This window comes from Pseudomonas entomophila (genome assembly GCF_013523125.1).
Taxonomy (GTDB): domain Bacteria; phylum Pseudomonadota; class Gammaproteobacteria; order Pseudomonadales; family Pseudomonadaceae; genus Aquipseudomonas; species Aquipseudomonas entomophila_B.
Genome location: NZ_JAAMQJ010000005.1, coordinates 18448 through 32724 on the forward strand (window position 1 = coordinate 18448; position 14277 = coordinate 32724).

Below are 14277 nucleotides of genomic sequence, written 5' to 3' on the forward strand. Positions count from 1 at the left end.
GCACCGATCCGCGTACACTGCGCCTCATTCCGGTCGAAACGAATCGAGGGTGCGCAAGCGTGGAATGGCAGCAAGGCTTCGTCCTCACGCGGCATTGGCAGGACCTGCCAGAGGGCACCCAGGTGACCTTCTGGCTGGCCACCGAGGCGGGGCCGCGCTGCGTACGGCTGGCGCTTCAGACTTCGGTGGCGTTCGTGCCGGTCGAGCAGCGCGACCTGACCTTGACTGTCGTGGGCGACGAACCGGGCGTCGAACTCAAGCCGCTCGCACTGCGCGACTTTGCCCGGCGCCCGGTATTCGGTCTGTACTGCCGCCATTACCGGCAACTGCTGGCCCTCGAGCATCGCCTGAGGGCCGCAGGCGTGGACGTGTTCGAAGCCGACATCAAGCCGCCCGAGCGCTACCTCATGGAACGCTTCATCACCGCTCCCGTGCGTTTCACCGGCACGCTCCGGGCCGATGGCGCGTTCGACGACGCCGTGCTCAGGCCCGAACCCGATTACCGTCCCACCTTGCGCGTGGTGTCGCTGGACATCGAGACCACCGCCCAGGGCGAGCTCTACTGCATCGGGCTGGAGGGCTGCGGGCAGCGACAGGTCTACATGCTCGGCCCGCCCACTGGATCAGACGACGATCAGGACGTCGAGCTGATCTACCGCGCCACGCGTGCCGAGCTGATCGAATGCCTGGACCACTGGCTGCAGCAGCATGACCCCGACGCGATCATCGGCTGGAACGTGGTGCAGTTCGACCTGCGCCTGCTGCACAAGCACGCAGCCAATCTCCAGATGCCCTTGCGCATGGGTCGTGACGGCAGCCCCCTGCAGGTGCGCGAACAAGGCCAGCATGGGCATGCCAGCATCAGCGCCGTCGGGCGCTTGCTGATCGACGGGGTCGAGGCCCTGCGTGCGGCAACCTGGAACTTTCCGTCCTTCAGCCTGGAAAACGTCTCGCGCACCCTGCTGGGCGACGGCAAGGCCATCACCACGCCCTACCACCGCATGGACGAGATCAATCGCCTGTTCGCCGAGGACAAGCCCGCCCTGGCACGTTACAACATCAAGGACTGCGAACTGGTCACACGGATCTTCGCCCACACCCGGTTGATGGCGTTCCTGCTCGAGCGAGCGACGGTGACCGGGTTGCCCGTGGACCGCAGTGCCGGTTCGGTGGCCGCGTTCAGCCACCTCTACTTGCCGGCGATGCACCGCCAGGGGTTCGTCGCGCCCAATCTGGGTAGCCAGCCGGACCTGCCCAGCCCCGGTGGTTTCGTCATGGACTCACGCCCTGGCCTCTACGACTCGGTGCTGGTGCTCGACTACAAGAGCCTGTACCCCTCGATCATCCGGACCTTCCTGATCGACCCGGTCGGTTTGGTCGAGGGGCTGGCCGACCCTGACCCCACGCACGCGGTGGAGGGCTTTCGCGAGGCCTGGTTCTCCCGGACCCGACATTGTCTGCCGCACATCGTCGAACGCGTGTGGCAGGGGCGCGAAGCGGCCAAGCGGGACGGCAACGCGCCACTGTCACAAGCACTGAAGATCATCATGAACGCGTTCTATGGCGTACTAGGGACGCCCAGCTGCCGGTTCTTCGATGCACGCCTGGCGTCGTCCATCACCCTGCGTGGACACCAGATCATGCACCAGACCCGCGCCCTGATCGAGGCACGTGGCCTGGAGGTGATCTATGGCGACACCGACTCTACCTTCGTGTGCCTGCGCCAGGCGCTCAGCGAGGAGGAGGCGATGCACCTGGGGCACACGCTGGTCACCGAGATCAACCAGTGGTGGCGCGATCACCTGCGCCAGACCCAACAGCTCGACAGCGCCCTGGAGCTGCAGGTGGACACGCATTTCCGTCGCTTCCTGATGCCGACCATCCGCGGCGCAGAGGAGGGCAGCAAGAAACGCTACGCCGGCCTGACACGCCATGGCGAAGGTGAGGACAGGCTGGTGTTCAAGGGCATGGAATCGGTGCGTACCGACTGGTCGCCTCTGGCGCGCGAGTTCCAGCGTGAACTGTACGGCCGCATCTTCCGCCGCCAGCCTTACCAGGCGTACGTGTGCGAGTACGTGCGCCAGACCCTGGCCGGCGAGCACGATGACCTGCTGGTGTACCGCAAGCGGCTGCGTCGGCCCCTGGCAGACTACGAGCGCAACGTACCGCCGCACGTGCGCGCCGCGCGCCTGGCCGAGGCCTACCATGCCGGGCTGGGACGGCCCAGCGCCTACAAGAAAGGTGGCTGGATCAGCTACCTGATCACGCTGTCCGGGCCTGAGCCCCTGGACCATCATCCGTCGCCGATCGACTACGAGCATTACGTGTCGCGCCAGCTCAAGCCCATCGCCGATGCCATCCTGCCGTTCGTGGACGATGACTTCACGGCGCTGACCGGACAGCAGATGCCGTTGTTCTGACGGCGTTCTGTCATAGGCTAAGGCGCCGGTCTCGACCGTCAGCGGGTGGCCATGGGCTATGCTCAGGGAAGCAGGGCAGGCCGAGGCGCTCAAGACGCCCGAGATCATCCATTACAGGTTTCGGCGTGAGCCGAGCGGCCAGATGGTTTAGGCTTTCATGACAGATATTTCGTTTTGAACTGTAGTCACGGATACATAAGGAGAGACCCATGCTCGCGCGGTCATTGACCTTCGCCACGTTGCTCGCCGTTGCCGGACCGCTATGGGCGGCCAACAACGATGGACCCTTGACCAGTGAGCTGGGTAAGTCGAGGCCGCTGGTGGTGATTGCACCGAGTACCGCCGACCCGACGCTCAAGCAGCTGACCGAGGCCTTGAATGCACCCGAAACCCAGGCAGGGTTCAAGGAGCGTAGCCTGGTGCTGTTCAGCGTCGCCGGCCTGGTGGGCAAGCGGGACGACAAGTTCCTCGAACAGCAAGCGACCATGGCATTGATCCGCGAGCTGAAGCTGAGCGCCAGCAAGGGTACCAAGGTCATTCTGATCGGGAAGGATGGACAGCAGCACATGCTCAAGGACGAGCAGACGACCGATGCGATCGATGCGCAGGCGGTGTTCAAGGCAGTGGATGAGTTGCCGGCCAGTGAGAAGGCAGTCTCGACGCCCGAGCCGGTGGCCAGTGCAGCCGAAGCGGCCACAAAGGACGCCAAGGCAGGCAAGCCGGCTAAACCCGCCGCACCTGCCAAGCCGCCAAAACCGCTGGAAGACTGAAAGGCGCGTCGCCTGGCGATCCCTTCGCCAGGCGACGCCGTCCATCATTCCTCGTCGCGTTGCAGCTCCAGCAGCAGCAGGGAGCGACCCGTCACGTCGAACGTCGAGCCGAACTCCAGGCGCTCCTTCTTGCGTAGCGTCGGACGATCAGTGTCGATCAGGCAGTTCCAGTATCCGCCCTCGGGCACTTCAGGCAGCTGGAAGGGCACGACATCGTGATGGGCGTTGACGATCAGCAGCAGGGTGGCGTCCGAGCCGGGGCGCGCGATGTCACTGACCTGGGCACGCCCGTCCATCAGCATGCCCAGGCAACGGCCGTTCGGGTCTTCCCATTGCTCAACCGACATCTCGTTGCCATCCGGTGCGAGCCAGGTGACGTCCTTGACCCCGATAGCTTCGTTGTACTCACCCACCAGGAAGCGCGAGCGGCACAGGATCGGGTAGGCACGGCGCAGCTTGGTCAGGCGCTTGACGAAGGCCAGCAGCTCGGTGCCTTCCTCGTCCAGCTCCCAGTTGATCCAGCCGATCTCGCTGTCCTGGCAGTAGGCGTTGTTGTTGCCGCCCTGGGTGCGGCTGAACTCGTCGCCTGCCACGATCATCGGCGTGCCTTGCGACAGCAGCAGGGTCGAGAAGAAGTTGCGCATCTGGCGCATGCGCAGCGCCTTGATCTCTGGATCGTCGGTCTCGCCTTCGGCACCACAGTTCCAGGAAATGTTGTTGCTGGTGCCGTCCTGGTTGTTCTCCTCGTTGGCCTCGTTGTGCTTGTCGTTGTACGACACCAGGTCGCGCAAGGTGAAGCCGTCGTGGGCGGTGATGAAGTTGACCGATGCGTAAGGACGGCGCCCACGGTTGTTGAACATGTCGCCCGAGGCGGTCAAGCGAGCGGCGAAGTCGGCCAACTGGCCTTCGTCACCTTTCCAGAACGCCCGTACAGTGTCGCGGAACTTGTCGTTCCACTCGGCCCAGCCTGGTGCGAAGTGACCGACCTGGTAGCCGCCCGGACCACAGTCCCACGGTTCGGCGATCAGCTTGACTTGGCGCAGCAGGGGGTCCTGGCGGCAGGCGACCAGGAAGCTGTGGCGTTCGTCGAAGCCGTCGTGATAACGACCCAGAATGGTCGCCAGGTCGAAGCGGAAGCCATCGACGTGCATCTCGGCCGCCCAGTAGCGCAGCGAGTCGGTCACCAGCTGCAGCACGCAAGGGTGGCTGAGGTCGAGGGTGTTGCCGGTGCCCGAATCGTTGATGTAGTAACGCTTGTCGTCCGGCATCAGGCGGTAGTAAGAGGCGTTGTCGATGCCGCGCATGGACAGCGTCGGGCCTTGCTCGTTGCCTTCGGCGGTGTGGTTGTAGACCACGTCCAGGATGACTTCCAGGCCGGCCTTGTGCACGCGCCCGACCATTTCCTTGAACTCGGCGATCTTGCCGCTGGCCAGGTATTCGGGGTGCGGTGCGAAGAACGCGATGCTGTTGTAGCCCCAGTAGTTGTTCAGGCCCTTGTCCAGCAGGTGCTGGTCGTTGACGTAGGCATGGATGGGCAGCAGCTCGATGGACGAGACGCCCAGGTCCTTGATGTGCTTGAGCAACTGGTCGTTGCCCAGGCCGGCGAAGGTGCCACGGTCTTTCTCCGGCACGTCCGGGTGACGCATGCTCAGGCCACGGGCGTGGGCCTCGTAGACGATGGTGCGCTCCCACGGGATCTGCACACGCTCATCACGCCCCCAGGTGAACGCCGGATCGATGACCTTGCACTTGGGCACGAACGGCGCGCTGTCGCGCTCGTCGAAGCTCAGGTCGCCATCGGGGTGACCCAGGGTATAACCGAACAGCGCTTCGGACCATTTCAGCTCGCCGACCAGTTGCTTGGCATAGGGGTCGATCAGCAGTTTGTTGTGGTTGAAACGGTGACCGTTCTGTGGCTCGTACGGACCGTACACGCGGTACCCGTAGACCATGCCAGGGTGCGCGTCGGGTAGGTACCCGTGGTAGATCTCGTCGGTGTATTCCGGCAGTTCGATGCGCTCGAGCTCGTGCTCGCCCGTGGAGTCGAAGATGCACAGCTCGACCTTGGTGGCATTGGCCGAGAACAGCGCGAAGTTGACGCCTACGCCATCCCAGGTGGCACCCAGCGGGAATGGCAGGCCTTCACGGATGCGCGTAGGCGCGACGGAGCGGTTGGACTTCTTTTTTTGCGTTTGCGAAGACATGGCGTTCTCTCATTCGACCGAACATTGCAGTGGAAGCGTGTGACTGAAGCCCTTCGGCAGGTCGAGTGATCTGACATCAGGCGAGTGACAGCAGTTGTGAGCGCCTCCCTGCGCCTTGAAACCCCACACAGACCTCATGAAACGGTTGAGCACCGTGATGCGCGCACAGGCGCACCGCAGCTCAGCAGGAGCCGTGAAAAACACAGTGGGGGTTCAGTGGAAACCAGGCGCGTGGTGCACGCCTGGGTCAATCGAGCCGGGTGCTGCCGACTTAGCCAGCCTCGGGCTTCTTGGCAGCGCGAGGCTTCTTGGGGGCAGCGGGCTTGGCCGACGCCTCAGGCTTGGGAGCCGGTGCCTTGGCAGGCTTTGCCGATTTCGCGGGCTTGGCAGGCTTTGCCGCATTCGATGCGGTCTTGCCAGCCTGCGCCGACTCGAGCGCCTCGGCCGCTAGCTTCGACTTGGCAGGCGCCGGCTTCTTGCGTGGTGCTTCCTTTGGCGCCTTGGACTCGGCCTCGGCCAGCTTGCGGGCCTTGGTCCAGTGTTCGTCTTCACGGCCCTCGGGTTTGCCCTCCGACTCCCAGATCTGGTAGGCGAATTCACGGATACGTTTTTCATCGACACTCATCACGACGCTCCTGGTGTTCAAAAGTGTTCAATCAACAGGTTGACCGGAAACTCTGCCAGTACTGCGCTCAACATCAGCTCCCTTGATTGGCTGACCACATCACCGGCAAAAAGTCCCGTGCAATTGCCAGCGGTCAGGTCGAACGGCAGACTGACCCGCGTGTCGCCCCATTGCTCTTTCGAGATCCACGGTATCGTCGCCTCCTCCAGCAGCGGGCTGGCCAGACGCGGCATGACCACGATCGCGCGTGCCTCGTCGCCCACTCGGGCAAAGGCCAAGACGCGGTCGGCATGCCGGCCTTCGACGGCCAGCGGCACGTAGTCACCGCGTGCGAACAGCTGCGGATGACGGCGTCGGCAGTCCAGCACGCGTGCGATCAGGGTCTGCTTGATGTGCCCGTCCCGCCAATGCTCCAGCAGGGTCGGCAACGGCGTCTGCTGTTCGAGCGACGCCTCCCGGGCGGGGTAGTCCACGGGGCGACGGTTGTCCGGGTCGACCAGCGTGAGGTCCCAGTATTCGTTGCCCTGATACAGGTCCGGTACGCCCGGCACGGTCATGCGCAGCAACGTCTGCACCAGGCCATTGAGTGCGCCCGCGCTGTCGATCGAGTGCGCAGCGTCCGCGATGGCCTGGCGCAGAGCCGTTTGTCCGGCATCGAGCAGCAGGGCATCGATGTAGGCCGCGCAGAGGCCTTCGTAGGTCTCGTTTGCCGCACTCCAGCTGCTGCGCAGCTTGGCTTCGCGCAGGGCCTTCTGCTGCCATTGACGCAACCGCTCGGCGTACTGTTCGAGCGCCGGCTGGTCGTCGAAGGCCAGTTCCAGCGGCCAGCTGGCGAGCAGGGTCTGGAACAGCAGCATCTCATCGCCCGGGCTGGGCGCCGGTCCATCGTCGAGGTCCTGACGCAAGGGTGCGGCCAGCGTGCGCCACTGCTCGACACACTGGGCGAACCACTCGCCACGTTCGCTCACCACGGCCAGGCGTGCCCGGCAGTCTTCGCCACGCTTGTGGTCATGGGTCGCCGTGGTCAGCAAGTTGTCCGGAAAATCACGCAGGCGCCGCTGGGCTTCGTCGTTGAAGTGAGCAGGGTCGGCGCTGAAGATGTCCGCCTCGAAACCCACGTCGTTGCGCGACAGCAGCCGCGCCGAGCGATAGAACGCCGTGTCCTCGACCGCCTTGGCCGCGCTCGGTGCAGTCAACTGCTGGAAGCGCACGCAGGCGTGGCGCAAGCGTTTGCGCGCACGACCTGGCGGCAGGCTGCGCCAGCGCTGGCCGCCCAGCCAGCGCTGCAGCTGCTCGAGCATGGGCCAGTCGTTTTCACTGAGGCTTTCCCGGGCGCCGTTCACAGCCTGCTGGAAGAACGGCTCGTCTTCGGCCGGACGGCCCAAGGCGTTGATATAGGTCCGGTAGACCGGGTAGTGCTCGACCAGCGCCATCAGCGTGCGGCGAATGGCGCCCAGGGTCAGGTCGCGGGTCATCAGGTCGTCGCGCGCCACGGCCAGCAAGGCCTGGGCGACCGATTCGAAGTCGCCGGCCAGGGTGCCATTGAGCACCAGGTTGCGCGCTTGACGAACCTCTTCCTCGAACGCCGGGCGCTCGCTGACGCGGTGCCACAACTCGGTGAGCGGCGCTTCTCCGGCAGGGTCATGCTGCAACAGCGAGACCTGGTTCATGAATTCGTAGCCAGTGGTGCCATCCACCTGCCAGTCCGTGTGAACGTGCTCGCCGCTGCCAAGGATCTTCTCGACGTAGATCGGGAAATGATCCAGTGTGGCCTCGGCAGGACGTGTCGCCAGCAGGCCCTCGACACGACGGCGTAGCTTGCGGCAATAACCCCGAGGATCGGCCAGGCCATCGATGTGGTCGATGCGCAGGCCGTCGACCAACCCACGCTCGATCAACTCGAACAGCTTGGCGTGGGTCGCTTCGAATACGGTCGCGCGCTCGACCCGCAGGCCGCCCAGCTCGTTGATGTCGAAGAACCGCCGCCAGTTGATGTCGTCGGCTGCCGTGCGCCAGCTGGCCAGGCGATAGGTCTGGCGTTCGAGCAAGGCGTGCAGGCGCTGGAAGCCAGCGTCGGTACGGCTGTCGAAGACGGCTAGGGTCTCGTCGAGCGTGACGCCGTTACGGACCGCTTCAGCCAGCGCCTGGTGCAAGGGCGCGGCCTCGGCCAAGGGGTCGGTGCTGTCACGCAGCGCCGCGAAGCGCTCACCCAGCGTCTGCAACTCGGCCGACGAGCTATGGCCCAGTACCCGACCGTAATCCAGCGGACAGATCGGGAAGCGGTGTTCGTAGTGTTCGATCTCCAGCACGCCATGCTTGGCATCGAAGGTCAGCGGAATTTCGCCGTCCTGAAGCGCCTTGCCATAATCGTTGCCGAGAAACGGCAGCAACAGCTGGCCTTCCATCAGCGGGTCGCTGGAGTGCCATTGGATGTCGAAGAATTCCGAGTAGGGGCTGCGTCGGCCCCAGGCCAGCAGGCTCTGCCACCAAGGGTTGTCGGCACCGCCCACGGCCATGTGGTTGGATACGGTGTCGAGCAGCAGCCCCATGTCGTGCTTGCGCAGGGCGGCCACCAAGCGTTCCAGGGCCGCCTCGCCACCCAGTTCCGGGTTCACCCGGGTCGGGTCCACCACGTCGTAGCCGTGCCGGGAGCCGGCGCGGGCGGTAAGGATCGGCGAAGCGTAGACGTGACTGATGCCCAGACGTGCGAAGTAGGGCACCAGAGGGGTCGCGTCGTCGAGGGTGAAGTCACTGTGCAGCTGCAAGCGAATGGTCGCGGTCAAGGGCTTCACTGGTCGCGCTCCCAGGCTTGTTCGCGGGACTGCGCGATGATCTCGAGGCGCCGCGCGGCATGCGGATCGTCAAGCACCTCGCGGGCCTTTGCGTCGAAGCGACGACGCCAGTTGGGGTGGCCCTCGGTGGTGCCGGGCAGGTTGGGTTGCTCTTCGTTGCCCAGCAGGTCTTCCAGGGGAAGCAAGACGAGCGGTGCCTGGGTATGGCCGATGTAGCGAATGGCGGCGTCGATCATGGTGTCGTTGTCCTGAAGAGGGCCATATTCACGTTCAAGGCTGCTGTGCAGACCTGTCAGTTCGACCTGTCGCGAGGCCCGCCATTCCTTTTCTTTTGCCTCATCGATCAGCCCCAGTTCTTTCTGCCAATCGATGTCCCGCCCCTTGAGCCAGCCGGCCATCGTCGGCAGGTCATGGGTGCCGGTGGTGGCCAGTGCGTCGTCAGGCCATTGCTCGACGGGCAGGAAGTGCCCCGGAGGATCCTGCTCGAATTGCAGCACACGCATGCCCAGGATGGCTTTCTCGGCCAGGTCCTCGCGCAGGCCATCGGGCACCGTGCCCAGGTCTTCGCCGAGCACGATCGCTTCGTGTCTGTGCGATTCCAGCGCCAGCAGTCGCAGCATGTCCTGCACGGGCAGCTCGACATAGGCGCCTTCGTTGGGCTTGGCCCCCTTGGGGATCAGCCACAGTCGACGCAGCCCCATCACGTGGTCGATGCGCAGGCCACCGGCGTGGCGGAAATTGGCCTGCAGCATCTCGATGAAGGCGCGAAAGCCGTTGCGTTTGAGGCCTTCGGGCGAGAAGGCGCTGATGCCCCAGTCCTGCCCGGTACGGTTGAGGATGTCAGGCGGCGCACCCACGGTAAGGTCGGCCAGCAGCTCGTCCTGACGGCTCCAGGCCTGACTGCCGCCACCGTCGGCGCCCACGGCCAGGTCGGCGATCAGGCCGACGGCCATCTTCCCTTCACAGGCCACCTGCTGCACCCGCTGCAGGCTGCGTTCGGTCAACCATTGGCAGAAGGCATGGAAGTCCAGCTCCTGAGGTTGGGAGGCGGTCACCTCTTCCACGGCAGGGCTGGACGGGTCTTGCCACTGGACAGGCCATTGACGCCAGTCGGCGCCGTGACCTTCGGCCATGGTCTGGGCCTGCAGCACCTCAAAGCGGCAATGCAGCTCGAGCGCTTGCCCGGCCTCCTGGCGAAACGCCTCGAAATCCTGGCGCAGGCCGCGTTCGTCCACCTCGTGTTCCTGCGCCTGCTCGCTGACGAAATCCTTGTGCAGCGCGCGCAAGACCTGCAAGCGCGCTTCGGCAGCAGCGGGCCAGTCGACGAGCGAGTGTGCTTCCAGCCCACGCAAGGTGGCGGTCAGGCCACAGGTCTCGATGGCCTTTTGCACCGCGTGCTCGCCCAGCAGAATGGCCGGGCTGGCGTACAGGATGTTGAGCAACAGGCGGCTGGAGGGCGAGTAGGGGCTGAAGTGGCTCTGCTCGGCCATGGACAAGGCATGGATAGGGCTGATGGCCACGGCATCGGCGCCGCGCTCGGCCGCGCTGCGGACCAGGTCCTCGAGCGCCTGGCAGTCGCCATAGCCGCAGCCGTCGTCGCGGCGCAGGCTGTAGAGCTGCACGGCGATGCCCCAGCAGCGGGGCGGCGGTTCGACCGCATCCTGCAGGCCGTAGCAGCGTACGGGGGCCACGGCCAGGGTCAGGGTGTGCTGCTCGACATTGAGTTGGTGATAACCGACAGGCAAGTCGAGTGAGACGTTGCCATCGGCCTCCACCTGAGCCTCGTGGACGATGCCGTCCTCGCGTTCGAGGCGTACGGACATTCCGGCAAAGCGTTGACCCACTTCGATCGTGTCGCCCACGGTCACGCTCATCAAGGGTGGCAGGGCGTGCTGGCGAACGTGCTCGTCAAACGCCTGGAGGCTGGCAACGACGGCGGTGTCGTCGTCTGCCGGATGACCCAGGCCCGCCAGGACCTTGCGCAGGACCTCATCGCTCACCTGCTGGGGGTTGCCGTTGGCATCGGTCCAGTCACGGGCGATGCCGGCACGTGCAGCCAGATCGTGCAGGGGCTGAAGGCTCATACGGTGCCCTCGTCAGCAGGCATCAAGCTGGCGACACAGCTGGCCGGTGCCAGTTGCCCGGCCTGGGTGTTACTGCGTGAGCTGTCATACAGCCAGAAGGCCGCATCAGGCAGGTCGACATCGCACGGCGTCTCGCCCAGATTGAGGTCGATGCGCAGCAGATCGCCGTTCTCCAGGCGCCAGCGTGCGCTCAGCGCCTTGTCAGCGAGCACCGTGACGCCTTCGGATCTGATACCAGGCAGGGAGGGCACCACATGCTTGCGGCGCAATTCCAGCAGGGTCCGGTACAGCGCCTGCCACTCTTCGGCGGCGGGGGTATCGGTCAAGGGACGAGACGCCTCGAAGGTCTTCGGGCTATTGGGGTCGGGAATCTGCTCACGGTCCTCGGACGACTCGAAGGCGGCGAAGCCCTTGAACTCCGCGCGCCGGCCTTCGCGCACGGCGTCGGCCAGTTCGTCATGGTGGTCGGTGAAGAACAGGAACGGGCTGCGGCTGCCTTGCTCGTCGCCCATGAACAACAGCGGAATCATTGGCGACAGCAGCAGCAGGGTCGTGGCCGCGCGCAATGCTTCAGGCGCGCACAGCCGGGTCAGGCGTTCACCCAGGGCGCGGTTGCCGACTTGGTCGTGGTTCTGCAGGAACAGGACGAACGCGCTGGGCGGCAGGTGGCCGCTCGGCTCGCCACGCGCCTTGCCATGACGGTTCTGCTGGCCCTGGAAGACGAAACCCTCACCCAGGCAACGCGCCAGTTTCTGGATCGGCTGGTCTTCGTAGTCCTGGTAGTACCCTTCGGTCTCGCCCGTGAGCAGCACGTGCAGGGCGTTATGGCCATCGTCGTTCCATTGGGCATCGAAGCCTTCTTCGAGCAGGAATGCCTGGTTGTGCTCGTTTTCCAGCACCAGCCAGACCTTGCGACCCGGCTCGACGGCGGCGCGCACCCGGCGGGCCAGCTCCTTGAGGAAGTCCGGGTTGTCGATGGCATGCACGGCGTCCAGACGCAGGCCGTCGAAGCGGTATTCGCAGACCCACATCAAGGCGTTCTGGATGAAGAACTCACGGACCTCAGGGCGCTTGAAGTCGATGCTGGCGCCCCAGGGCGTCTGCTTGCCTTCGTCGAAGAAATCGTCGGCGTAGCTGTGCAGGTAGTTGCCATCGGGGCCGAAGTGGTTATAGACCACGTCGAGCATGACCGACAGCCCCAGGCCATGCGCCTGGTCAACCAGGCGCGCCAGTTCTTCAGGTTTGCCATAGCTGTTCTGTGGGGCGAAGGGCAGGACGCCGTCGTACCCCCAGTTGCGCTTGCCGGGGAACTGGGCGACAGGCATCAACTCGATGGCCGTGATCCCCAGCTCCGCCAAGCGTGGCAATTGTGCTGCCACGCCGGCATAGCCGCCATGCACACCGACGTGCTGCTCATGGATCACCGCTTCGTGCCAGGCGCGCCCCGTCCAGGTGTCGTGTTGCCATTCGAAGGCACCGGTGTCGACTGCCTGACTGGGACCGTGCACGCCGTCAGGCTGATACCGCGAAGCCGGATCGGGAACGTCCTGGCTTTCGCCTTGGGCATTGGTGAAGCGATAGAGGTAGTGGTCGCCTGGCTGGCACGCGACCTCACCGATGAACCAGCCGTCCGCCTCGGACCGCAGCGCGAACGCCTGCTGTCCAATGACGACGCTCACGTCACGCGCGTTTGGCGCCCAGAGGGCGAAGCGCGCCGACGTGGCGTCCAAGAAATGTACGCCATGCCTGTGCATCTTCGACTCCTCGAATCAGTAGTGAGCGGTCTGTGTCTGGTGCACCAGTTCTTCGTACAGACGGGCGTAGGGTTCGACCGCCTGGCACCAGTTGAAGGGCTGAGTCATCGACAGGCAGCGCATGGCATTGAGCAGGTCCTTCTTCTCGTAGACGTAGAAGGCACGGCTCAGCGCTTCGCGGTAGCTGTCGGCGGTGGATTCATCGAACAGGAAGCCGGTGACGCCATCTTCGATGGTGTCGGCCAGGCCGCCGGTGTTGCGTGCGACCGGCAGGGAGCCGAAGCGCTGCGCGTACATCTGGCTCAGACCGCAAGGCTCATAGCGCGACGGCATCAGCAGGAAATCGCTGCCGGCGAACATGCGCCGGGCATCGGTCTCGTTGAAGCCGATGCGTACGCCGATGCGCCCTGGGTGGCGCTTGGCCAACTCGCGCATGGCCTGCTCTTCTTCGGGCTCGCCTCGGCCGATGATCGCGATCTGGCCGCCTTGCTCGACGATATACTCGGCCACGGCCAGCGTCAGGTCCAGGCCCTTCTGGTAGACCAGGCGCGAGACCACGGCGAACAAAGGGCCTTCGCAGGCATCGAGCTCGAAGAGGGCGCGGACCTCATCGGCGTTGCGTGCCTTGCCTTCCCAGTCGTTGATGCTGAAGTTGTGTTGCAGGTGGCTGTCGGTGGCGGCATCCCAGCTTTCGTCGATGCCGTTGGGGATGCCGCCGAGCAGGCCCATCTCGGCCTTGCTGGCCAGGAAGCCATCCAGCCCGCAGCCGAAGGCCGGGGTGGTGATTTCGCGAGCATAGGTCGCGCTGACCGTGGTGATATGGCTGGAGTACGCCAGGCCTGCCTTCAGGTAGGACAGCTTGCCGTAGAACTCCATGCCTTCCTGTTGCAGCGCGTGGTCGGGAATCCCCAGCTCCGGGCAGCTGCCCAGGCTGTAGACGCCCTGATAGGCCAGGTTGTGGATGGTGAACAGGGTCGGCACGTTCACGCCACGCCAGTGCATGTACGCCGGTGCCAGGCCGGTCGGCCAGTCATGGGCGTGCACCAGTTCTGGGCGCCAATGGGTCATGCCTTCGCCAGCAGCCATTTCGGCAGCGGCCAGGCTCAGACGAGCGAAGCGAATATGGTTGTCGGCCCAGTCGCGACCTTCGTTGTCGCCATAGGGCGTACCTTCACGCTCGTACAGTTCGGGGCAGATCAGCACATAGATGACCAGTCCATCGGCCAGGTCCATGCGGCCGATCTGGCACGGCGGCAAGGCAGCATGGCCGCCCAGCTGACCGACGATGTGAATGGGGTTGTTGCTGTTCATTACCTGAGGATAGCCAGGGATGAGGATGCGCACGTCATGCAAGTGGCTCAGCGCGCGTGGCAGGGCGGCTGACACATCGCCCAGGCCGCCGGTCTTCACCAGGTCGGCGATTTCCGAGGTAACGAAGAGAACCTTGCGTTTGTTGGGGTTGTGCTGGCGCTGCGCGCCAGGTGCCTTGGCTGCCGTCACGATGTCCTTGCGCGGCACTTCGTGAGCGTCCTGGGTGAAGGTGGTTACATGGGGTTCGACAGCGGCACTGATCATACTTCTCTCCGTCCCTAAACGAGCGCCCTGCACTCGCGGTGTTGTCTCAAGCG

8 protein-coding genes are annotated in these 14277 nt (G+C 64.7%); 2 read left to right on the forward strand and 6 right to left on the reverse strand.

All coding sequences use genetic code 11. The features are described from left to right. Positions 1 to 59: 59 nt before the first annotated feature. Positions 60 to 2420, forward strand: coding sequence for a DNA polymerase II (locus tag G7007_RS04575; protein WP_181099357.1), 2361 nt, complete (start codon positions 60 to 62; stop codon positions 2418 to 2420). A 209-nt stretch (positions 2421 to 2629) separates the two neighbouring features. Next, entirely contained in the window at positions 2630 to 3190 is a 561-nt protein-coding gene (locus G7007_RS04580) for a DUF4174 domain-containing protein (RefSeq protein ID WP_181099359.1), read from the forward strand. Between the two features lie 44 nt (positions 3191 to 3234). Here G7007_RS04580 and glgX read toward each other — a convergent pair whose 3' ends face one another. The 6 genes from glgX to glgA form a co-directional block, all read right to left on the reverse strand. Continuing rightward, entirely contained in the window at positions 3235 to 5394 is a 2160-nt protein-coding gene (gene glgX / locus G7007_RS04585) for a glycogen debranching protein GlgX (RefSeq protein WP_181099361.1), read from the reverse strand. Between the two features lie 271 nt (positions 5395 to 5665). After that, the gene (locus tag G7007_RS04590; protein ID WP_219858949.1) at positions 5666 to 6019 is read right to left on the reverse strand and encodes a DUF2934 domain-containing protein; all 354 of its coding nucleotides are present in this window, start codon (positions 6017 to 6019) and stop codon (positions 5666 to 5668) included. A gap of 17 nt (positions 6020 to 6036) precedes the next feature. After that, complete coding sequence (locus tag G7007_RS04595) at positions 6037 to 8811, reverse strand: malto-oligosyltrehalose synthase (RefSeq protein ID WP_181099364.1); 2775 nt, start codon at positions 8809 to 8811, stop codon at positions 6037 to 6039. Then, positions 8808 to 10895 (reverse strand): 4-alpha-glucanotransferase, encoded by a 2088-nt coding sequence (malQ, locus tag G7007_RS04600; protein WP_181099366.1) that lies wholly within the window; start codon positions 10893 to 10895, stop codon positions 8808 to 8810. Before malQ ends, G7007_RS04595 begins: the two co-directional genes overlap by 4 nt. After that, on the reverse strand, positions 10892 to 12649 hold the full coding sequence (gene treZ, locus G7007_RS04605) for a malto-oligosyltrehalose trehalohydrolase (RefSeq protein ID WP_181099368.1): 1758 nt from the start codon (positions 12647 to 12649) through the stop codon (positions 10892 to 10894). The genes malQ and treZ overlap by 4 nt, the downstream gene beginning before the upstream one ends. Positions 12650 to 12664: 15 nt before the next feature. Then, positions 12665 to 14224, reverse strand: a complete 1560-nt coding sequence (gene glgA / locus G7007_RS04610) for a glycogen synthase GlgA (RefSeq protein WP_181099370.1) — start codon at positions 14222 to 14224, stop codon at positions 12665 to 12667. Positions 14225 to 14277 lie beyond the last annotated feature (53 nt).